Annotated in this window: 24 protein-coding genes and 4 pseudogenes; 16 read left to right on the plus strand and 12 right to left on the minus strand. The window is 60.1% G+C overall.

The features are described from left to right. Positions 1–269: 269 nt before the first annotated feature. The 5 genes from DVK06_RS12720 to DVK06_RS12740 form a co-directional block, all read right to left on the minus strand. Complete coding sequence (locus DVK06_RS12720) at positions 270–923, minus strand: metal-dependent hydrolase (protein ID WP_121600527.1); 654 nt, start codon at positions 921–923, stop codon at positions 270–272. 112 nt (positions 924–1,035) lie between these two features. Beyond that, the gene (locus DVK06_RS12725; protein ID WP_121600528.1) at positions 1,036–1,827 is read right to left on the minus strand and encodes a TVP38/TMEM64 family protein; all 792 of its coding nucleotides are present in this window, start codon (positions 1,825–1,827) and stop codon (positions 1,036–1,038) included. 2 nt (positions 1,828–1,829) lie between these two features. Next, positions 1,830–2,519 (minus strand): PHP domain-containing protein, encoded by a 690-nt coding sequence (locus tag DVK06_RS12730; RefSeq protein WP_233561710.1) that lies wholly within the window; start codon positions 2,517–2,519, stop codon positions 1,830–1,832. Further along, positions 2,516–3,214 (minus strand): CDP-alcohol phosphatidyltransferase family protein, encoded by a 699-nt coding sequence (locus DVK06_RS12735; protein ID WP_121600530.1) that lies wholly within the window; start codon positions 3,212–3,214, stop codon positions 2,516–2,518. The genes DVK06_RS12730 and DVK06_RS12735 overlap by 4 nt, the downstream gene beginning before the upstream one ends. A gap of 77 nt (positions 3,215–3,291) precedes the next feature. Further along, the gene (locus tag DVK06_RS12740) at positions 3,292–3,867 is read right to left on the minus strand and encodes an N-acetyltransferase (protein ID WP_121600531.1); all 576 of its coding nucleotides are present in this window, start codon (positions 3,865–3,867) and stop codon (positions 3,292–3,294) included. 1,484 nt (positions 3,868–5,351) lie between these two features. On the opposite strand from DVK06_RS12740, the gene DVK06_RS12745 reads away from it, so the two are divergent. From DVK06_RS12745 to DVK06_RS18330, 5 genes are all read left to right on the plus strand, one after another. After that, positions 5,352–6,527: a PQQ-binding-like beta-propeller repeat protein gene (locus tag DVK06_RS12745; RefSeq protein WP_121600532.1), complete on the plus strand. Its 1,176-nt coding sequence runs from the start codon at positions 5,352–5,354 to the stop codon at positions 6,525–6,527. 164 nt (positions 6,528–6,691) lie between these two features. Further along, on the plus strand, positions 6,692–7,120 hold the full coding sequence (locus DVK06_RS12750; RefSeq protein ID WP_121600533.1) for a hypothetical protein: 429 nt from the start codon (positions 6,692–6,694) through the stop codon (positions 7,118–7,120). A 206-nt stretch (positions 7,121–7,326) separates the two neighbouring features. Beyond that, positions 7,327–7,653: a hypothetical protein gene (locus DVK06_RS12755; RefSeq protein WP_121600534.1), complete on the plus strand. Its 327-nt coding sequence runs from the start codon at positions 7,327–7,329 to the stop codon at positions 7,651–7,653. After that, a complete protein-coding gene (locus DVK06_RS12760) occupies positions 7,643–8,257 on the plus strand; it encodes a hypothetical protein (protein WP_121600535.1) in 615 nt (204 codons plus the stop codon). The genes DVK06_RS12755 and DVK06_RS12760 overlap by 11 nt, the downstream gene beginning before the upstream one ends. A 117-nt stretch (positions 8,258–8,374) precedes the next feature. Continuing rightward, the gene (locus DVK06_RS18330; RefSeq protein WP_147438082.1) at positions 8,375–8,773 is read left to right on the plus strand and encodes a hypothetical protein; all 399 of its coding nucleotides are present in this window, start codon (positions 8,375–8,377) and stop codon (positions 8,771–8,773) included. A 243-nt stretch (positions 8,774–9,016) separates the two neighbouring features. Here the strand turns inward: DVK06_RS18330 and DVK06_RS12765 are convergent, their stop codons facing one another. After that, the gene (locus tag DVK06_RS12765) at positions 9,017–9,667 is read right to left on the minus strand and encodes a VOC family protein (RefSeq protein WP_121600536.1); all 651 of its coding nucleotides are present in this window, start codon (positions 9,665–9,667) and stop codon (positions 9,017–9,019) included. Positions 9,668–9,813: 146 nt separating this feature from the next. Continuing rightward, a complete protein-coding gene (locus tag DVK06_RS12770) occupies positions 9,814–10,200 on the minus strand; it encodes a helix-turn-helix transcriptional regulator (RefSeq protein WP_121600537.1) in 387 nt (128 codons plus the stop codon). A 174-nt stretch (positions 10,201–10,374) separates the two neighbouring features. On the opposite strand from DVK06_RS12770, the pseudogene DVK06_RS12775 reads away from it, so the two are divergent. From DVK06_RS12775 to DVK06_RS12795, 5 genes and pseudogenes are all read left to right on the plus strand, one after another. Next, positions 10,375–10,479 (plus strand): annotated as a pseudogene (locus tag DVK06_RS12775) (6-carboxy-5,6,7,8-tetrahydropterin synthase); the annotation flags it as partial. Beyond that, positions 10,479–11,255, plus strand: coding sequence for a 7-carboxy-7-deazaguanine synthase QueE (locus DVK06_RS12780; protein ID WP_121600538.1), 777 nt, complete (start codon positions 10,479–10,481; stop codon positions 11,253–11,255). The pseudogene DVK06_RS12775 and the gene DVK06_RS12780, both read left to right, overlap by 1 nt. A 94-nt stretch (positions 11,256–11,349) precedes the next feature. After that, a pseudogene (queC, locus tag DVK06_RS12785) lies at positions 11,350–12,039 on the plus strand (7-cyano-7-deazaguanine synthase QueC). 69 nt (positions 12,040–12,108) lie between these two features. Continuing rightward, on the plus strand, positions 12,109–12,648 hold the full coding sequence (locus DVK06_RS12790; RefSeq protein ID WP_121600539.1) for a hypothetical protein: 540 nt from the start codon (positions 12,109–12,111) through the stop codon (positions 12,646–12,648). Positions 12,649–12,651: 3 nt separating this feature from the next. Continuing rightward, on the plus strand, positions 12,652–13,107 hold the full coding sequence (locus DVK06_RS12795) for a hypothetical protein (RefSeq protein WP_121600540.1): 456 nt from the start codon (positions 12,652–12,654) through the stop codon (positions 13,105–13,107). 74 nt (positions 13,108–13,181) lie between these two features. Here the strand turns inward: DVK06_RS12795 and DVK06_RS12800 are convergent. The 4 genes and pseudogenes from DVK06_RS12800 to DVK06_RS12815 all read right to left on the minus strand — a co-directional run. Further along, positions 13,182–14,095 (minus strand): annotated as a pseudogene (locus tag DVK06_RS12800) (RNA-guided endonuclease InsQ/TnpB family protein); the annotation flags it as partial. Positions 14,096–14,100: 5 nt separating this feature from the next. Continuing rightward, a complete protein-coding gene (locus DVK06_RS12805; protein WP_121600541.1) occupies positions 14,101–14,400 on the minus strand; it encodes a DUF6360 family protein in 300 nt (99 codons plus the stop codon). 2 nt (positions 14,401–14,402) lie between these two features. After that, positions 14,403–16,193 (minus strand): nitrite/sulfite reductase, encoded by a 1,791-nt coding sequence (locus tag DVK06_RS12810; RefSeq protein WP_121600542.1) that lies wholly within the window; start codon positions 16,191–16,193, stop codon positions 14,403–14,405. 92 nt (positions 16,194–16,285) lie between these two features. Next, positions 16,286–16,591, minus strand: a complete 306-nt coding sequence (locus DVK06_RS12815; RefSeq protein WP_199718683.1) for a hypothetical protein — start codon at positions 16,589–16,591, stop codon at positions 16,286–16,288. A 215-nt stretch (positions 16,592–16,806) separates the two neighbouring features. Here DVK06_RS12815 and DVK06_RS19610 point away from each other — a divergent pair, with 215 nt between their 5' ends. Both DVK06_RS19610 and DVK06_RS19025 read left to right on the plus strand, forming a co-directional pair. Next, a complete protein-coding gene (locus tag DVK06_RS19610; RefSeq protein WP_255410369.1) occupies positions 16,807–16,932 on the plus strand; it encodes a hypothetical protein in 126 nt (41 codons plus the stop codon). Then, the gene (locus DVK06_RS19025; protein ID WP_199241437.1) at positions 16,929–17,102 is read left to right on the plus strand and encodes a hypothetical protein; all 174 of its coding nucleotides are present in this window, start codon (positions 16,929–16,931) and stop codon (positions 17,100–17,102) included. The genes DVK06_RS19610 and DVK06_RS19025 overlap by 4 nt, the downstream gene beginning before the upstream one ends. A 12-nt stretch (positions 17,103–17,114) precedes the next feature. On the opposite strand, the pseudogene DVK06_RS12820 reads toward DVK06_RS19025, so the two are convergent. Beyond that, positions 17,115–17,561, minus strand: a pseudogene (locus tag DVK06_RS12820) (CBS domain-containing protein); the annotation flags it as partial. Between the two features lie 486 nt (positions 17,562–18,047). On the opposite strand from DVK06_RS12820, the gene tenA reads away from it, so the two are divergent. Genes tenA through DVK06_RS18710 form a run of 4 tightly spaced genes read left to right on the plus strand, consistent with a single transcriptional unit; the run spans position 18,048 to position 21,143 of the window. Beyond that, positions 18,048–18,713 (plus strand): thiaminase II, encoded by a 666-nt coding sequence (gene tenA, locus DVK06_RS12825; RefSeq protein ID WP_121600543.1) that lies wholly within the window; start codon positions 18,048–18,050, stop codon positions 18,711–18,713. Then, positions 18,710–19,453 carry a TenA family protein gene (locus tag DVK06_RS12830; protein ID WP_233561712.1) on the plus strand — a complete coding sequence of 248 codons (744 nt, stop codon included), beginning with the start codon at positions 18,710–18,712 and terminating at the stop codon, positions 19,451–19,453. Before tenA ends, DVK06_RS12830 begins: the two co-directional genes overlap by 4 nt. Beyond that, on the plus strand, positions 19,447–20,982 hold the full coding sequence (locus tag DVK06_RS12835; RefSeq protein ID WP_121600545.1) for a sodium:proline symporter: 1,536 nt from the start codon (positions 19,447–19,449) through the stop codon (positions 20,980–20,982). Before DVK06_RS12830 ends, DVK06_RS12835 begins: the two co-directional genes overlap by 7 nt. Continuing rightward, entirely contained in the window at positions 20,979–21,143 is a 165-nt protein-coding gene (locus DVK06_RS18710; protein ID WP_158600086.1) for a hypothetical protein, read from the plus strand. The genes DVK06_RS12835 and DVK06_RS18710 overlap by 4 nt, the downstream gene beginning before the upstream one ends. The last annotated feature ends 36 nt before the right edge of the window (positions 21,144–21,179 follow it).

A 21,179-nucleotide genomic window follows, 5' to 3' on the forward strand; every position in this document is an offset into this window, starting at 1 on the left:
TCAGCATACACGTTTATCGGTTAGTTCTGGATTTAGATGGAGAAAAAACGGAGTTTCCGTGCTATCTACACTCTCTGTATCGGTCACACCGGTACTGACAGAGTTTGCATAGGTTGTGCGAGTGCTGCCACACACAGAGCGCGTATTCGACACGCACCTGTGGGCAGGAGTCGATCGAGTTACTTGTTTTTCCCATTCACTTCCTTCTCAGATTTGTCCGTGAAGAACCGACTTTTTCGAATCATCCTAGGTACTTTGACGACGGAGATTCAGTGCCACTGGACTGCCACCCGGGTCGCACCGCTGTCGGTCTCCTCAACGCGGACAGTCGGCAGCGACGCGACGAGCTGGGGCGGGACGAGCGCTGCGAGACGGCGACGCAGTGCCGGCAGCCGCTTCCGAGCGAGCACGTAGGCTCCAGCCACGACGGCCAGCCACAGGAGCGCGGCGTCGGCCGTCGGACCGGTCGCGGGCGCCAGCAGCGCGACTGCCGTGAAGCCGATCGCGATCAGGCCGTCCTCCGGCGCGCCGGAGTAGCGGACCAGCCGTCGGGGTCGGTGCCACCCGCCGAGCGCGTGGTTGTAGACCGCCCGCTCGGTGGTCGGATCCCACGGTTCCGGCTCGACGCTGCCGGCTAGAACGTCCGACCAGGCGTGCAGGACCGCGGCGCCGACGGCCGTGGCGACCAGCAGGACACCCGCGCTCGGGGCGAGGGCGAACCAGGCGCCGATGGCGCCAGCTAGGAGGGTGTAGCCGACCGGGAAGTGCAGCGACTTCCGGTGTTCGGCGATCACGTCGAGGTCCGGCACCACTCCGCCGAGGAACGCCGCTACGAGCAGCGGCGGGCTGGCGTACTCCGAAAGGGCGGGGGTAGCGAGGGCCGCGAGTGCGAGGCTCGCGAGACCGTGGGTCAGGGCCATCATACCACTATTGAGTGCTATGTTCGTCTCCGCAGTCATAAGCGGGATGGTCGGGTAACGGTCTCCCGCGGGTGTCGGAGGGCGCGCTGCTCGATCGGGTCGCCTTTGCCGCCACTCAGCTACTGCGGTTCAGGCGGCCGACGATATGGTGGCGGGCAGCGTAGACGGAAACCGAGGCGACGGTCAGCGCCGCAACCACGGTCGCGAAGTCGACGAGACCGCCGTCGGCCAGTCGGGTGCCCGCGTAGGCCGCCGCGACGAACGTCGGCGTGCGGCCGACGAAGACGAGCGCAAGGAAGGTTCGGAGTCGGACGTCGGTGAGGCCGGCGACGAAACAAAGCACGTCGTCCGGGAACGTCGGGAACAAGAAGAGCACGAACAGGCCCGGCACCCCGGTACGGTCGACGAAGTCGTCCCAGCGGGCCAGTGCGGCGGGATCGACGACCCGCTCGACGTAGGGGCGGCCGAACCGCTGGCTTCCGACGAAGACTGCGGCGCTGCCCACGACGACGCCGACCATACTGTAGGCGGTCCCCCACAGCGTCCCGAAGAGGTACCCGCCGACGCCGGCCAGCGTCTGGCCCGGGATCGGGGCGAGAATCACCTGGAGGGTCTGGAGGACCACGAACGCCGGCGGAGCGAGCGAACCGAACTGCGCGATCCGAGTCTGGACCACGGCAGGATCGGTCACGCCGGGCGCGAGCAGTCGGAGAGCGGCGGTGGCCGCCAGCAGAAGGCCGACGACGGCCACGGTCCGGACGGCAGCGTCCCGGCGGGCAGCGGCCGAGGCGAACACGCGGCCGCCGTCGGTGTGGTCGGGCTCACCGGCCGCGATCCCCGTTTCCGCCTCCTCCGTCGGGACTGTCTCGCTGCCGGCATCAGTCCCGCTGTCGTCGCTGGCCGCCATCGTTACAGCAGCGACGGCGCGTTGTACCGCGCGGTGGCGACGAGTTTCGTCACGTACTGCCACGTCGAGGTGCGGCGGCCGACCGCTGCGGTCCGGCCGTCGCGCATCGCCGCGAGGATGGTCGCCGGGCTCGGCGGCTGTCCGGGCGCAAGCGTCACCGCCGTCGCCGCGAGCCCGAGACCGCCGGCGCGGTGAGCGTCGCTGCCGCCGAACGCGGGGTAGCCCCGCTCGCGGGCGAAGCGCTCGGCCTGGTCGTTGCGCAGGCCGACCATCGCGTGGGCGTTGTACACCTCGACGCCGTCGACGCCCTCGATGGCGGCGGCACTCGCGCCGTGTCGCGAGCGCTGGAACGGGTGAGGAACGACCGCCAGCCCGCCCGCATCGCGGATCCGCTGGACCGTCGCCGACAGCGGTTCATCCGGTTTCGGTGCCTCGTCGACGCCGATGGCGAGCAAGTGACCGTCGGCCGTTGACACCTCACAGCCGACGAGGACCGTCACGTCGTAGTCGACCGCGAGGTCGGCCGCGACGTGCGCTCCGTGGACCGTGTCGTGGTCGGTGACGACGACGGCGTCCAGCCCGACCGCGTCGGCGCGGGCGAGCAGCCGCTCGGGGAGCAGCTGGCTGTCGTAGGAGGCGACGGTGTGACAGTGGACATCGACGCGGACCGTCCGACCCTCGGCCTCGCTCACAAGTACCCCCACTCGAGGGCCAGCGCCAGCGCGGCGGCGGCAACCGCCCCGAAGCCCGCCAGCGCGTGGCTCACGTCCGTCTTGTAGGCCTTGTAGTCCGAGATCATCAGCGGGCAGGCGGCGGCGACCAGCAGGCCGGCGAGCCAGCCGTTCCACGGCCCGACCAGAACGACGAGGAAATAGTTGGCGACGACGACGAGATTCGTGTGGACGACGGTCGTCCCGTGGTAGTAGCTCGTCTCACCGTCGACACCGAATCCCTCGTCGCTGTGGCGGATGAGCCGGAGTCCGCCGAACGAGAGGACGAGAAAGCCGACGACGAGACTGGCGAGGTCGTTGGGCGCGACTGCGACGTGGTACAGCAACGCGCCCGGGACGAGGTACGCGAAGATGTCGATGAAGGAGTCGACCCGGCGGCCGAACGGCGAAGAGACCCCCGCTCGACGGGCGTACCAGCCGTCGAGCTTGTCCAGCAGGAATGCGCCGAACATCACCAGCAGCGCCCAGTTCGGCTCGCCGCGCAGGAACAGCAGCGCGCTCCCCCAGCCGACGAACAGCGCCGCCAGGCTGATGTAGTCCGCGCCGGTGAGCTGTGCCACGACGTTGGTCCGCTCGTCGCGCTCGGCCACGACCCGGTCCGTGGCCTCGACTCGTTTTTGCACGCCCTTGATCGCCTCGCGCAGTTCCCGGCTCATACAGTGCGTGTAGAGGACGTTCCCACCGCAGTATGAATCTACTCCGAGAATTATTTACTTACGAGATATATATGTATCTACTGTTGGTTCGGTTCCCGCTCCCTAACGCTATAGTGTGTGAGCGGCCCGACCCGTGCGTAAAAGTGGCGCCGACGGACGCCGAACCCCCGGGACTCGAACAGCGCACGCGAGGGGATGTTGTCCCGTGCGACCAGCGCCGTCGCGCGTTCCGCGCCATCGTCGCTGGCGTCAGCCAGCGCCCAGTCCAGCAGCGCGCCGGCGACCCCTCGTTCCCGGTGGTCGGGCGCGACGAACACCCGGCGGACGTACGCACCGTCGAACGACAGCGTCCGCTCCAGCGGGTGGATTGGCAACGTCGCATCCACCGAGCAGAACAGGTACCCCAGCGGCGTCCCGTCGGCGAACGCACCCACGACGGTCTCGCCGTCGACGAGTTCGTCCGTCGGCGCGGCAAGCGCACGCACCGCAGCCGGTTCACAACGCTTAATCCGGAACGCGTCCGGGTCGGGTGCGTCGTCGACGGGAAGCGACCGCCCATACTCCGACATCACCGTCGCGGTGACGCCGGCCGCCTGGAGTCGGTCGTAGACGGCGCGCCCGTAGGGGTTGCGAACGAGCCGGTGCAGCTGCATCTACCCCGCCGTTCTCGGGTCCCGAAAATAAACGCTACGTCGTCAAACAGCAACTCAGAGCGTGGCCTCCTCGTGAACTCACACCGTTTACCTCAACTACTGTTCGCGGTCGGTGGCTCGAGAACATCACGGAATGAGACGTACGCACTCATAGCGTATGTGCAGCCTAGGGACCGAACCCACTGGACTCGACCTTGTTGAATCCCTCAAACGGTGATGGGTTTCAACCGCCGTGCTGCATACAGGACGCGAATGTGGCACGTCGAGGTGACGAAATCGGGATAGGTCTATTCGGTCAGTACAGGAGACTCACGAATCACTCAGCATAGTCAAACAAATGAATCCCAGAAAAGTTATGAATTTTGAATCATGATTGAATACATGGATGTGGGTGAGCGCATAGCTGATTCTATCGAATTACGCAATCCGGGAATTGAGATGATATATATATATTTTTGTACAATATGTCCATATTCTTTGGTATGGGTGGGTCCTTCTTTGGAATAGGTGGGTCTTTCGACATATATGAATATCTTCCGAGAGGGTCCCTGATTCTAGCGACTGTTATTGCCATCGCTATGAGTGTTTCTTTAGTTAATAAAGCAATAAACGGTGCGAGTTCTTACAGTTGGGACTCATTCTGAGACGATCGGTCATCGCGCAAGCGAAGTCTACCGATTGATTCAGGATATTTATAGAGAAAATAACGGCGTTCAGGTGCTGACTACATCCTCTGTATCTCGCACAGGTAGCTGAACATCTCTATGAATTGGTAGAATTCTCTGGTTTCAATGCGCAGCCCTCGTCAATCGACTGTTTCAGACGAGAATGTCTGGAAAACCGGATTTCAACACAACAGTAATCGCTTGTTCTCTAGTGAATAGCTTCGGACATGGTGGTGTGCGGGTGCCCACGATTGCTCGTCAACGAAAGCTTCGGAAACAGTGGAGGGGCAGTATTGAACCCACACACCACTGCTTCAAGTGAAATAATAGACTCCATTGGCGATAGGCCTTCTCAGCAGTTCTCCATGAGAGTGAGCGATCTCGCTCTTATGTAGATTAGCGGTATAATCAGCGACGCTCTTATGAAGTACATTGTTGGTGAGAACTCTCCGGATTGATGAATTCGGTAGATCAATTCTTTTACCCTGTTTTACTCCCGTTCTGGTGAGTCCAGACGCCGTGTAGAACTACGACAAGATCGCCCGACAGCTCGACACCAACAATGTTCTACGCAAGAGCGTCAATACATATACACTTCTACCCGTTTTTCGACTTCCTACGCCATCAACACTCAAACAGTCCGGTACAGTAGTACGATCCCGTAGATAGGGGTAGTAGTTCCGGAACTCACTATTGCTTGTCTCATTCACAATCTCGACAGTTCCCTTTGAAGAGGCAGTACAGCTGTTTCAGGATATTCCACCTATTGGCCGACAAAAGTCAAAGAAAGTATTTATCCACGGGTATAAAGTCTCATATATGGTCAGTAGGCGGGATTATCTGGCGTCAGTCGGCGCTGTTAGTGTTCTTTCCGGATGTCTATCTGCCCTAAACGGGGTGCCGGACCTTACGGAGCCCGTCAGACCGGTCGAGAGCGATGACTGGTACCGAACAGGCTCGAATAACGCGAACACAAACAGAGGATCCGGCCGGTCGCAGACGTTCGATCTAAACGAAATCGTTACTCAGTTTGACGGGAATCCTCACGACGTAACTGGGATTGTCGAAAAGAGCGAGGGAATCTACATCTCGACGAGTTCGAGTGTTCACGCGCTCAGTGAGAACACATCGTGGACCCGAAAAATGTTCGAAGAGGAGACATCGTGGCCCCGAGAAATTTCGGGAGAAAATACAACGGGTCTTGTTACCGGAAACGACTCACTCTATGTCCCCACGCTAGAACGGCTCTACAATCTCGATGCGGAGACAGGACACGTCCGGTGGGAGTACGACGTGTCGCCAGCAAATGCGACTCCGCTGTTGTCCGACCAGTACATCTTCGTTGAGGACGCGACTGGCCCTGCAGTCCACTGCTTGAATATCGAAACTAACGAACTGAACTGGGTTCATGAGTTCGACCAACAGACCCCAACCGGCCTCGCAGTACTCGCGGGGCAGCTGTACGTGACAGTAAGCGACAGCACCGGCAGCACACTGGTGGCAATTGATGTCGAGTCGGGCGAGCGGAGCTTCAGTAGCGACGCTCTCCCTCGAACTGCAGTCCCGCCGGTCGTGTCCGGGGATCGAATCGTCGTTGGCCACCGCAACGGGACCGTCTCCGTGCTGTCTGAGACAGCCGATGTTCAGCAAACCGTTGCGATAGACTCAGACGAGAACGGCATCTTGACCCCGATGGCAGCGGACGCAGAGCGGGTCTTCACCACGAGTGAAAACAGCGGCTCCGTAGGTGCCATCGAAACCCAGACCGGTGAGGTTCAATGGGATGTACCGTTCCCACGGTCGGTCGTACCGCCGATTGTATGTGACGGTTCTGTGTATTTCTTTGCGACGGATGGTCAGGTGACAGAGCACGAAGTTGATACTGGTGAGATATTGTCTCAGGCCGAGATTGGTTCGGATCCGTCCATGGCTGCCTATCTCGGAGACAGTATTCTAGTGGGAACCTGGGATCAATTATCGATTATTAAACCGTGAATAGTTCTGTTGAAATCCTTAATACGCGATATATTTTGACCTCTCTGTAGTCAGTACTACAGGGAACTCACGAATCGCTCAGTACAGATGAACCATAGAAAGTTTAGTATAGATTATAGGTTTATCAGAAATCCTTTGTGTTCCTGTAGATCAGTGAAAAATAAATGTGCGATCCGTCACGCCGGCAATTTCTCAGATCTGGCGGTCTAATCGGCCTCATAGGGCTTGCTGGCTGTACATCAGTACCGTTCGTCGGGACACTTGGATTCCGGCTCCGTAATTATACAGACGAAGCCTACGAAGTTCGAATCGAGATCCGGGTTACCGGGCGGTCGGATTTCGAGAAGAGGTATGACCTGCCGAGTGCAAGCGGAGCAGACCCGTACGTACACACTGAATCAACTGCCATCTCAAACGTGCCGAAGGGAATGTCATATACCGTTTCCCTGTTTCTCGATGGAACCGAGGTAGAGACCCTTACAGCGACTATGGACTGTGTAGGCCGCGATAAACAGCAGATAGAGGAAGAAATTGACATTAATATTGGATTCGGTGGAAACGATACGGTGAAAATGGCTGATTCCCAGTGCTGAATTAGCACTGCCCGTTTCAGACGAGAATATGTCTGAAGAATAGGGTTTCAACAGAGCCGATTAAACCCATCTGCACGGTTCCTAACTCATATCGTACCCCCTTGAGAGAGGGTGACCTGTCTGGTAGTGCTACGTTCTTGGCCACTTGTAATTACAAGTAAGTACGCGTCATAACATATATGTCTCTCCACGTCGAACATCAATGTATGAGCGGATCAAGCTACGACAAGACGATTCAGTTCCGTGTCGGAGCCGAAAAAGAGGCCGCGGAGCTCCTCGATGAGATCCACATCGGTGGCGTCAACGTGAGCGAACTCGCCCGCGTCGGCCTGGTCGAAATGCTCCGACAGTCATTGGATGAACAGGACAAGATTGCGGTGTACGAACGATACAGTCGTGATGAGATCGGCGAGGACGTGGCCCATGTCCTTCTCGGTGAGAAACTCGATAGGATGAAAGAGGAGAAAGAGTCGTTCGAGTCAGCTATGGAACGAGACACGTCTGAATTCTTGACGGGCAGCGATGGCGAGTGAGGCTCGCTATCCGATACTGGCTGATACGAGTTCCTTGATCGCAGTTGCGAACACCACTCAGTGGAAACGACTGAAAGACGCGATTCACCTTACAACGACAAACGTCTGCAAGCACGAACTTCAAAACCACGTCAACTCGAACAAATACCCGCCTGAGGGCAGCCGTGAGTACTACTTGAAACGAGGGAGCCAACGTGTTCTTGAACATCTAGACGAGGATTCGTCGCCGTGGTCGTGTGTCACTGTCGTTCCCCGCCCGCATGGACCAGATGCAGGCGAGCAATCGCTCAAGCAGGAACTTTCTGAACACGGCTCGTCGTATCAAATCGTATCGATTCTTGACTCTGCTGCGAGACGGTCAATTCGGCGTCTCATCGATAACAACGGGTACGACATTGACGTTGTGGGGCCACCGTATCTCCTCTACATCCTGCTTGACAACGACCTCATCGAAAAGCCTGAATTCTGCGAGGCAACCGTGGGGATGATTCAAACGGAAGGGTGGACTGGGTACGAGGTTGTGAAGAACGCGTGGACCAGCATTCCTGTTGATTGTTCCGAAATCCTTGACGACGAATATGATGACGCTCTTCCACCGAAATAACCTGACTTATACTGCCAATCTGATCAGTAAAGATGAAGCACAGATCGCTCAGTACAGGGAAACCGTGTATCAATCCGACCAGAAAAGCTATGATTCTGTCTCTTAGTTTCAAAGATAATGGTTCTGCGAGGATGGTTTCCTGAGAGCCCTCCAACATGGACAGACATTCTGATGGGTCTGCTGATTCTGGTCTGGATACCACTCAACGTAGGATACCTACAGACGATTTATTGGGGCTGGTTACTTTTCGGATTCGTCATCGGATTGGTTTCGGTGGGGCCCCTTGCAAATTCGCCAATTGGAGAGCAGGTCGGAACATGGTTCCGGAAAATCGGAGTCCTCGGCAGGGCCATATCCATTCTTTCCTTTGCCGTCGTTGTTTGGATCATTATCGGGCAAGTTAACATACCAAGTGAAATCGTAACTAGTGTCGTTGGGGGATTCATGGTATCTCTCTTCCTCTATCTTCTCCTGTATCTACTGTATTCGGGCGAGATAAGCGGATGGAAACGATAAGTTAGCAGGCACGTGCTATCGGCTAATTCAGGATCTGTTTTGAGAAAATAACGCAGTCCCCGTGCTGACTACATCCTCTGTATCGGTCACGCTGGTACTGACAGACACTGAGTAGGTGGAGGGAGACCTGCTGAATACAGAGCGCATCTACAGCGCCAACGACGCGACGGAACAACAGTCGAAGCAGCTCTTTGCTGTTTCGAGACAACGGTGGGAGGTACATCAGTGACGGACTGGCTGTGATTAGTACCGTATCGTCAATGGCTCCGTGGGGTGAAGCTCAACTGTCTCTCCCTGTATTCCCTCGTCGAACACGAGAGTCATGTGATGGCTCTCTGCGTTTTCGAGACGAATTAGCCGGTTTATGCTTCGGAGCGCGTCAGAGGGCAGATTACTCGCCGGAGTGTGGACGATAATTTCGGTCAGTGTTCGCATTCCAGCATCGTGGCTGGAGGGGCCGTCCGGCGGTTGTGCCCACGGCAGAAAGAACAAAAACGGTTCTCCGAGGTTCGGGGCGTTGTCAGCGACTTTGATATCGAGGTCAGCCGGTAGGTACGGTGGCTCATAGCCCCACGTCGTGAAGGGTGGTGTCCCGCTGGTCTGTGGTGCTGGCCGGAAGCAGAGTCCGAACGGGGAGCCGCCAGTGTCACGTTGGCGCCATCGCTCGAGTAAGTGCGTCGGCCGGACGAGGTCACTCCCCGCCTCGTCAGTATCGTGGACCCAGAGGAACTCGAACATCACGTTATCGAAAACGAACCGACGGTTCGCCGTCCCTTGGCCAGGATGAACGCGGGAGGCTCCTTCAGTGATCCCCTCGTCCACGAATTCGTCAGCCGCAGGAGCGCCAGGAGTGGTCATGAGGAAGATGTGGTCGATTTCGACAGACGTGGTCATCAGTTCTTAGATGGTGCGGTACTGTAATCAGTCTCACGTGGCACGTACCAGTCTCGACGCGCCATGCTGAACTCATCTTCTGTATCTCGCACACCGATCCTGTCAGTTATTAATGATTTCAACAGAGCCAGTGAAACAGAAGTCTACTATACGGCTTCGGCGCGGGTGCTGATAGCCTCAAATATCTGCGGAACGAACGCCTCAGCGAGCGGCGACAGCTCGTAGACCCGCGTCTGTCCGTCGCGGAATTTACCGACGAGACCCGCATCTTCCAGTGTGTTAAGATGGTGGTACAGGTCGTTCTGGCGTCGATCAAGTAAGTCTGCAAGCTCTCCACTTCCGATCTGTCCCTCCTGAGCCAGTAGATACAGGAGCGTGAATCTGGTCGACTCGCCCATCGCTTTGAATCGCTCCGCCTCACGCTCGAGGTCGAGAGAATTTTTGAGCAGTTCCGATTCGATTCGGTCATATCCCTCTGGACGGGCTTCAACGGCCTCTTCTCGCTCATCTCTTACTCGTTCACGTTCACTCATACGTACTCGTTGAGCGGCGAGACTAATATACTTAATCGTTGTTAAGACATCTGGGAAACAGTATTGATATGATGAGAGGGCTTCGAGACGATGATAACGTAATGTCTGATCTCGAGACGTACGAAGGAACACCGGTTCGAGACGTCATCATTGAATCCATCCCGTGGGCAGATGATGAGTGTCCTCCTCGAGCAACGCATGCTCGATGCGTTCCCGGACACTGTCTCGGACGTGTCGGTGTCGGTGAGTGAAACCGGCGAACTCTGTGCGACCTACTGATGCCGGTCGCACACGATATCGAGGAACCCGCAACGGACGCTGACGGGACTGGTGAGGGCCTCCCGATCAACGAGGTGTTCTACTCGGTACAGGGCGAGGGAACGCTCGCAGGCGTCCCCTCCGTGTTTGTGCGGACCTCTGGGTGTAACCTCCGGTGTTGGTTCTGTGACTCGTACCATACGTCGTGGGAGCCGACCGGGGCGTGGCGCGATGTCGATTCGATCGTCGAGGAAGTGAAGTCCCACGAACGGGCTGGCCACGTCGTGCTCACAGGTGGGGAGCCACTCATCCACGAGGAGTCAGTCGAACTCCTCGAGCGACTCGCCGCAGAGGGGTATCACACGACGGTGGAGACGAACGGGACGATCTACCGGGACGCGCCGATCGACCTAGCAAGTATCAGCCCAAAGCTGGCGAGCAGCACGCCGACACCGGAGCGTGACCCGAAGGGAGAGGGCGAATGGGAAGAGAAACACGAACAGAATCGGATCGATATGGATGCGTTGTCCCAGCTGGTCGACGACTACGAGACCCAACTCAAGTTCGTCGTGACCGACGAGTCGGACCTCCCGGAGATCACGGACCTGGTTGACCGAGTACGAGAAGCGACGGCGACGACCGTCGCCGATGATGACGTCCTGTTGATGCCGGAAGGCATGACACGGGAGCAACTCGATGGGACGCGAAGCGAGGTCGCCGAGTTAGCGATGGAGTACGGGTACCAGTACACGCCGCGACTCCACGTCGATCTGTGGAACGACGCACCGGGGACATGAGTACATCACTCTCAGAGGCCGGTCGGAAGAGCGCGGTGCCGCGAGTGTGGTGTGGTGTACAGAACGACAATCGATTCGACGAGACTGACAATTCATGAGTAACAAGAGCGCGGTGATTCTGGTGTCCGGCGGGATGGATAGTGCGACGGCTGTCTACGAGGCGATGGAGCAAGGGTACGAGCCGTACTTCCTCCACACGTCGTACGGGCAGCGCACCGAAGATAAGGAGTACGAGTGCGCGCAGGCGCTTGCTGAGGAGGTTGATGCGGCGGACTTTCTCCACATCGAAACGGGGCATCTCTCCCAAATCGGGGCGTCGAGTTTGACGGACGACGAGATGGAGGTGGCCGACGCGGATATGGAGAGTGATGAGATTCCGACGTCGTACGTTCCCTTCCGAAACGCGAATCTGTTGTCGATGGCGACGTCGTACGCGGAGGCGACTGATTCAGAGGCGCTGTTTATCGGCGCGCACTCGGAGGACTTCTCCGGGTACCCTGACTGTCGCCCGGCGTTCTTCGATGCGTTTCAGAACGTGATCGACGTCGGAACGAAACCAGAGACAGAGATTGAGTTGTAAGCACCGTTCGTCGAGTGGTCGAAAACGGAGATCGCGGAGCGCGGGTTGGAGCTCGGGGTGCCGTACGACATCACATGGTCGTGTTACCGGGACGAAGAGCCGGCGTGCGGAACGTGCGATGCCTGTGCATTCCGGTTAGAAGCGTTCCGGAACGCTGGGTCACGCGACCCGATTACGTACGCTGAGCGGCCGGAGTTCTCATAACCTATGAGTTAATTCGATATAGGACTAATAGTCTCAACTTATATTAAGGTACAGTCCGAACGATGTGGTATGACCGGAGACGAATCGGACTCCAAGAGCCTGATGAAACGCCAAACCACGGGTGAAGATCGGGTTCGGATGACCGCCAGACAGCTGTCGGAGCCGCGGACGGCTAACTGGATCGCCTCCGAAGCGGACTGGTCACACGAGCCAACCAAACGCGTGCTTGAACGCCTCGTCAACGATGGTATTCTCCATCGTGACGAAAGCGGCACCCACACGACGTACTACCCTGATTATCGCCGCCAAGCGATGCAGGAGGCGATGCGGCTTCGAGACAGCGGGCACACTGTCGAAGAACTCACCGACCGTCTCGCCGAGATGAAGACGCAGATCCGTGACTGGGAGGGCGAATTCGGCGTTGAGTCACCGAACCAGCTTCGCGGAACGCTCGCTGACGAGTCCCTTGATGCTGACGAGGAAGACCGTCGCCGCGAGATCGCCCGTGAGTGGGAGCAGCTTCAGCGGCGTATCCAGATTGTCGGCTTCGCCATCCGTGAATGGGACTTCCTCGCTCCGACGACAGAGTCTGCTAAGGCCAACAGCTAACGGATGTCTGTCCCGCATCCCGGTGGTGACCCGAACGCGAACCTCTATGCGCAACTGAAGCGAGACGTCCTTGATCGCGTACCACAGATTTCGACGGTTGAGTTCGTTCCGGATGATATCGAGGCCACGCAGCTGCGAGCAATTTTCGATCCGGCTCGTCTTGATCCCCCGACAGGCCCTGAGTCACCAGCACTAACCGTCAAGTGGTATCGACAGGACCCAGACGATTGGTTCCGTGTCAACTACACGGACCCAAACACGGGCTTTCACGCCGGCTGGCACCAAGACGAGGATCATCCCGATCTCGGACAGGCGCATGTCCAGTACTCAACCGCCACTACTGAGGACCGATGGAGGATCACATTCGAACACGAAACTCCCTCTCTGATCCTCTGGGAAATCGTCGAGGAACTTCTCGAAGGTGTCCGTCCCACCTACCAATACGCGAACGACGATTGACCTCCTCCCGCGCCTAAAGACGCGGGAATCCCACCACGGGATTTCAGGCCGAGCGTCTGCCTGACCCTACGGTTTCAAGACGCATTCGTTCCACGCGTCCCTTGCTGGGTTTCAGCATCGGCGTGGGTGTCTTGTGGGGCGGTCAAACGCCCCCCATCCTCAGCCGAGTCATCGTCATTCTCGTGTTCTCTGAAACGACTCTCTCCGCTGAGGTAGCGGTCTACGATGTTCGCCGCTCCGTTCACGTCTGCTTGATACTCATCCATCCAGCAGTCGCCGTTTGTACACGTGAACGTCGCCTGTCGTGGGCGGCATCCTACCTCACCGCAAACGTGGCACTCCTTCGACGTGTGACGCGGATTCACCGTCTCGACGGGGATACCCTTCTCGACAGCCTTGTAGCGTATCTGCGCGTGGAGTTTGGCGAACCCCCATCCGTGGAGACGCCGATTCATATACTCGCCGTAGTCCATCGACTCCCGTATGTACGTCAGGTCTTCGAGAACGAGAACGGGATTCTCGACGGATTCGGCGTACACCACGACTTCGCGGGTGACGCGGTGGAACACGTCGTCGATCTGGTTCCACAGGTCGTCACCGAACGATTCAGCGATACGCTCGCTTCCGCGTGTCTGAAGTCGCCTCGTGGCGGTGAAGTAGGTCTTTCTGAGCCGACGAACGGTCTTCCCCTCGTCGGCCCACAGTTCGGGAGCGGTCGGGCAACCGTGGTCGTCGCGGTGACACACCGTGACGAGCGACGCTTCCCCAATGTCGACACCGATGGGCGTCCGTTCTTCAGTGGACACCTCGGAACCATCCTCCACGTCGCGGGTGGCGGTGACGTGGAGATACCACGTTCCACCCCGCTCGAACAGCCGACTTTTACCCATCTCGGCGTCGCCTGCGTTTACGCTTCAAGCCAATCCCGCTGGTCGGGATTGGCGCGTGCCGGTATCCAGAGGTGGTAATCCTCGTGGTGCGGGAGTTTATTTATCATGGGTCGGCGCCGTTACCGCTTTTCGCGGCCTCGACCCGGTCCGCCGTCGACTCCAGGGCCTCGGCCAGCGTTCTCGCTTGCGCGGGCGAGAGGTCGAACTCGTCGGCGTGGGCGGCGAGGTCGTCGATCTCCGTCCCGTCCAGTTCGACCGCCAGCGTGACCTGTTCGGGGTCCTCCCGCGGCGCGGTGACATTCACGACGCCGGGCGCGTCGGTTTCGAACTCGTGGCCGCGGGCGCGCCCGTCGACGAGGTCCAGCGTCGTGTATGCGTTGACGCGGAGCAGGCGATTCGGCATCGTCAGTCGTCCGCCGGCGTCGGCGGCGCGTCCTCCATCGCGTCGTCCTCGGCGTACGGGTACCATGTGCGCTTCGTGTTGTGCATCATCGGGTCCTCGTAGTCGGTCTCCTCCGGCTCTACGAGGGCGTCGAGCTCGTCCTCGTCGTGGCGGGCGACGAACGCCCGGAACGACTCGCCCTCGTCGCGCTTGGCGGCGAACGAGTCGATCAGGTTCGCGATCGCTCCGGGGACCTCGTCGACGGGCACGCGCTGGGTGACCCAGCGGGCGAACCCCGGGTTCTCCCCGAGCCCGCCGCCGAGACCCACGTCGAGCGCCTCGACCGGGTCGCCGCCCTTGCGGGTCTTCATCCCGCGCAGGCTCACGTCGGCGATCTGCGGCTGCGCGCACGAGGCCGTACACCCGGAGAGGTGGACGTGGAACTCGTCGACGCCGTCGGGGAGGTCGACGTTCGACTTCAGCCAGCGCGCGAACCGGACCTGCCGGTTTTTCGTCTCGACGATAGACAGCGAGCAGAACTCCGTGCCGGTACACGCGACTGAGCCGCGCATGAACGGCGACGGGTCGGGCGAGTAGTGGTCTAAGAGCGGCTCGTCGAGTAACCCGCCGAGGGCCTCGTCCGACACGTCGGTGACGATGACGTTCTGCCGCTGGGAGAGCCGGACCTCGCCGGAGCCGTACTCCGCCGCGAGGTCGGCCAGTTCGAGCACGTCGTCGGCCCCCATCCGCCCGACGAGCACGTTCAGCCCGACGAAGTTCCGGCCGTCTTTCTGGTCGTGGACGCCGATCAGGTCGTTGCGCTCGCCCTCGCCGGCGTTGTAGGTGTACTCCTCCCGAACGTCGCGGCCGGCGGTCGCAAGTTCGAAGTCGACGTATTCCTCCTGGAGCGTCTCGCGGACCTCCTCTTGGCCCCACTCGTCGACGAGGAACTTCACGCGGGCGTTGTACCGGTCCTCGCGGTCGCCGTAGTCGCGGAACAGCGCGGAGAGCCCGCCGGCCACGTCTGGGACCCGCTCCGGAGGGACCCACACGTCGATGTCGCGGGCGAACCGCGGCTCGTTGCGCGCGAGCCCGCCCCCGACCCTGACGTTGAAGCCGACCGCGTCCTCGCTTTCGTCGCCGCCGCCCTCTCTCCCGCCTTCACCGCCGTCCCCGCCGACCGCCTTGTACGCCGGCTCGAAGGCGAGGTCGTTGATGTCGCCCTGTCCGGAGCCGTCGGCGGAGCCGGTGACGGACACCTTCCACTTGCGCGGGAGGTTCGTGTGGTCGTCGTTCCCCTTGAACCGCTCGTTGAGGTCGCGGATGACGGGCCACGCGTCGATCACCTCCTGCCCGTCCTTGCCCGCGACAGGGTTCCCGACGATGTTCCGCCACGAGTCCCCGCAGGCCTGCTGGGTCGAGAGCCCGTTCGCCTCCAGCTTCTCGAAGACCGCGGGCACGTCCGACAGCTCGATCCAGTGGAGCTGGATCGACTGACGGGTGGTGAAGTCGGCGTACGCGTCGCCAAAAATCGGGTTCGTGCCGGGACCGCGGGCGTACTCGTCGGCTATCTCCCCGACGACGCGGAGCTGTCCCGGTTCGAGCACGCCGTTCGGGGTCCCGATCCGCAGCATGAAGTACCCCTCCTGTCCGTTCCGCTGGTGGTACAGGCCCCACCACTTGAACCGCTCGAACCACGCGTCCCGCTCGTCGTCGGGGATCGAGTCGTACCCCTCCTCGGCGAACTCGAACAGGCGGTCGCGCACCTCGTTGCCGTACACCTCCGATTTCCAGTTTTCGACGTCCGTCGGCATCGATCCGGCCTACAGCCGACATCCACATAGCTGACGGCGTGGCGTCAACGTTCCCCGGTGCCCCCTCGATGTGGCACGTATTGCCGCTACTTTTACCATCGAACCCGGCGAACGGCGGAGCGGTCGAATTCGACGAAATCGCCCCCGCGTACCCGTCCGATAGGTATCCACCCGGTGATCCCGGTCGCCCCGCACGAGATACACTGGCCATACACCTTCGCCTCCACGGTCGAGCCGTCGACGCCGACCGACTGGAAGTTCTCGACGACCAGATCCGTGAGCGCGCACTGACACAGATCCGGCGTGTCGAGCCGCCACAGTTCGCTGACACTCACTTCCCGGCTGTCGTTGACGGAGATCCACGCACCGTCGTCGAGGACGCGCAAACGAGTGGTCACGCCTTGGGTTCGGCCGCGACGACCCAATGGGTGGCGCTGCTCGCAACCAACGACAGTACCGATGACGGCCGGATATCGGAAAACCGGCAGACTACACCGAGATACATGTAAAATTAGTCTCCGATCTACCGGACATGAAATCCGGTATCCGAGAGTAGTGGTTCGATTTACGCACGTGCCGACGCTTATGACTCCCAGGCGCGCACATCGGTGTAATGACCGATTCAGTTCCTGACACCACCGACGATCGACTCGTCGACCCGCTCGACGGGACACACCGACAGCACGCGTCCGCGGACGTGGCGCCCGAACTCTTCGAGGACGCCTCGGAGCGACGATGACCGAGCGAGGCGATTCCCGAGCGACGAACGACGACGAGCGGAGCGGCGCCAGGGACGGGACCGAGGGAGAGCCGGACGCCGAACCCGACGACGGCCACCTCGACGACGTCGAGGACGGCGCGGGGTGTACGGAGATCTGGGAGCGGCTCTCCGAGCGCCGGGAGGAGTAGTAAGCGCGGGGGTTACGACAGCTGCGCGGCGATGTCGGCCTCGGTGATGATCCCGACCGTCTCGCCGCCGTCGGTGACCATCACGGCCTTGTAGTTGTCGAGGAGGTTCGGACCTCGTCGACGGTTGCGGACGGCGCGACCGTCGGGAACGACTCGCTTATCACCTCGCTGACCGGGTGGTCACCGACGTTCTCGCCCTCGTGGACGATGATCGCCCTGGCTGATCGAGCTGACCGACACGGCGTTCTGGAGAACGGGGAGCAGCGAGTACGCCTCCGCCTCCATCAGGTCGACCGCCTCGCTCACGGCGTCGCCGGGCGCGACGCTGATCACGGTCTCGTTCATCAGGTCCGTCGCGCGCACGACCTCGCCTTCCGCCTCTTGGAGGGCGTTCACGATGCGGCGGAGCGTCGAGAGCCGCGGGTCGATGTCGCCGCCCTCGATCCGCGCGATGAGGGGTGTCTGAGTGTAATTATACGGGCTTTCCGCGTTTCTACATAAACAAAACCCGCCTTACTGCCGGGTATTCGTTGCTACAGATGAGCGTTCTAGCGTTTGGACCCGTCTACACCTCACGAACCACGAAGCGCATCCACTGGTGATTCATTAGCAGCCTTCCATGCGGGATAGATCCCGCTCAGTACCGACTGGGCGTACTCGGCCGCGTTCCAGAGGCCGGCGCGGCCACATCTCAACACGACCACTCCCCATCGTCGGTTTCGACGGCAAACGCTTGATCGTCCGAGACAAGATGCGGCTCAAGACTAGTGTCGGTCTCAATCTTCCCGACAGCGGCGTCTCCGTGGAGACGGAGAATATCTTCTCAACGCAACCGTCTCAAAGTCAAGCGTCATCCGCCAGAAGCGGGAGAGATGTATTGGCCTCCCTCTGCCATTACTTGATTATATTACCAAGTTATAAGTTGACGAACGATGGATATCGGCTATGGTCTTTACCGACGAACTCGACGATGTGGCAGAGGCCACGTGGCAGGCCATCGTCGATCACCCAATGGTCGAAGAGCTCGGTGAAGGGACACTTGACGAGGCCACGTTTCGCTACTGGGTTGAGCAAGATTACTACTATCTGACCCAGTATGCTCGAGTGTTTGCACACGGCGCGACGAAGGCTCCCGATATCGGTCGAATGGGGACGTTCGCCGAACTGCTTGATTCGACGATCAACACGGAGATGGACCTTCACCGTGCGTACGCTGCAGATTTTGGTATCTCGGAGGCGAATCTCGAAGCGGCGACACCGTCCCCCACGACACGAGCGTACACCGATTTTCTCGTCCGCGTGGCCGCGACGAAGACGTTCGGTGACCTCGTCGCAGCGTTACTCCCCTGTATGTGGGGATTCAACGAGACCGGGAAACGACTCGCCGATAGGGGACTTCCCGACGACGAACGGTACGCGGAGTGGATCCAGACGTACGCCGGCGAGGAGTTCACCGAACTCACGACGTGGTGTAAAGAACTCCTCAACGACGTGGCAGCCGACGCCGATACCGAGACGCGAGAGCGGTTTCGCAAACTGTTCCACACCTCGGCCCGCTACGAATACCGGTTTTGGGACGCCGCATGGCGACAGGAGGAGTGGGCAATATGAGCGCCGGCGACGAGACCACGGGCGCGCCGGACTCGTTCGACACCTACGCCGCGAACCGTGACGACCCCTCGTTCACTAACTGGCTCCGCAGACGTGCTGAACCCGACTGGACCGATACAGTGACGCACCAGTTCGTGCGAGAACTCGGGAGCGGTGAGCTTGCCGACGACGCGTTCCGACGATACCTTGTTCGGGACTACGCATTCGTGGAAACGCTCGTCGGAACGGTCGGTCGCGCGGTCGGTGACGCACCCACGATGGAGGCGAAGTCGTCACTTACCGAATTCTTGACCGTACTCACGGATGACGAGAGCGATTACTTCGAACGGGCCTTCGAGGCGCTCGATGTCCCCGAGGCGACGAACGCGGATCCGGAACTCACCGCCAGCAGCAGAGCGTTTGTGGACTTGCTCGAACGGGCCGGCCGTGAAGGCGGTTACCCCGAAACACTCGCCGTGCTGGTTCCTGCCGAGTGGATCTATCTCGAATGGGCCACGGACATGCCTCCTGAGCGGCCTGACCGCTTCTATCTCGACGAGTGGATCGACCTCCACAACAACGACTCGTTCGGTGACTTCGTGACGTGGCTCCGAGGAGAACTCGACCGCGAGGGTGCTATGGTCTCGCCACAGCGACAACGCGGCCTCGAGCGGTTGTTCCGGCGGACTGTTGAGCTGGAGTTCGCCTTCTTCGCGGCAGCGTACGATCAGGAGATGTCGGAGGCTGGTCGGCGATGGTGACGACTGAGACAGTGCTCGGACTCACCATCGCGACGCTCGTCGCATTCACCGCGATGGGGGTCTACACCTCCCGTGGGGGGTTTGATTCGGCCGAGGACCTCATTACCGCCCGCAACTCGGCCGGTGGGGGACAGCTGACCGCCACGCTGATCGCCTCCGTGATGGGCGTCTGGATCCTACTGTCGGCGCCCGAAGCAGGGGCCTCCTTCGGTATCGCGGCGGTCGTCGGCTACGCGGTCGGTGAGGCGCTTCCCATGTTGGCGTATTCGAAGATCGGACCTCGGGTTCGCGACGTAATTCCCGACGGGCACTCACTCACGGAGTACGCGTACGCTCGATATGGAAGCGCGATGTACACGTTCATTCTCTTCGTGAGCGTGTTCTATATGTTCATCTTTCTCGCCGCTGAACTCACTGGGATCGCGTTAGCCCTCGCGCTCGTCGCCGACGTGCCACAGTGGTTGACGGCGGTCCTCGTCGGCGGGTTCGTCTTGGCCTACACGGGGTACGGTGGACTCCGCGCGAGCATTCTCACCGACACGGTCCAGACCGCACTGGTTCTCCCGCTGTTGGTCGTCGCCTTCACCGGCGCGATCGTTACCCTCGGCGGAACGGGAGCAGTCTACGATGGGATCGTCGCGACCGACCCGTCTCTGCTCGACCCACTGAACTCGGACGGGATCCGGTTCGGGATCGCTATCGCGCTCGCGATATTCGGAGCCGAGCTAATCAATCAGACGTGGTGGCAGCGGATATACGCGGGCTCTGACGCGAAGACGGTTGCGCGAGGGTTCCGAACCGCGACCGTTGCTAACGGAATGATAGTCTTACTCGCCGCTTTATTCGGCGTTGTCGCCGTCGGCAACGCATCCGTCGAGAACCCTTCGACAGCGTTCTTTGCGCTTCTGGGTGAGACGTTCCCGGAGTGGGCCGTGGTCGCGGTCACACTTCTCGCACTCCTGCTCGTGATGAGTTCGGTCGACACGCTGTTCAACGCGCTTTCGAGCGTTGTCACGGCAGACCTCCCGCGATTACTCGACGACCCCGACGACCGGACGCTCTCGCTCAGCGCCCGAGTGCTCACAATCGTCGTCGCCGTCGCGGCAATCTACGTCAGCCAAACGGCGCAGAGTGTGTTGGCGCTCTTCTTGTTTGCCGACCTCTTGGGCGCAGCCGTCGCGGTCCCGTTCCTGTACGGACTGTTCTCGGACAGACTCACCGGGACGGGCGCACTGATAAGTAGTGTCGGTGGCCTCGCGGTCGGTGCGGCGGTCTTCCCGTTTCCGCTTGGGATCGCCGACGCTCTCCGTGCGATCCCACTCGTCGGTGCGATGTTGCCGTCACCTGACGGGCTTTATCTCACGTCGTTCGCCGGTGCCTTCGTGACCGCAACTGTGTGTACGCTAGCGTTTGCCAAGCGCTCGTCACACCGATATGATTTCGACGAGCTCGCGAGCGAGATCCGACGGCTGGACGACCTACAACCCGACGGCGGACAACTGGAGGACCGGGAGGTGGACGACCAATGACCCCGGTTGGGTCGACCGAATTCGCGATATTACTCTGGGGGACAGTCTCGGCCGTTTCCGCCGTGTTCCTGTATGAGGTGTATGTGATCGCCGCTGAGTTCGGCTGGATCGGTGGCAACGGGGGCCACACGGGCACGTCCAAGCCCGGTGACGAGTTGTGAGCAATCACCGATCCGAACGTCTGTCCACGGGTGGCA

The sequence above is a fragment of the Halorubrum sp. Atlit-28R genome (assembly GCF_003665955.1).
GTDB classification, from domain to species: domain Archaea; phylum Halobacteriota; class Halobacteria; order Halobacteriales; family Haloferacaceae; genus Halorubrum; species Halorubrum tropicale.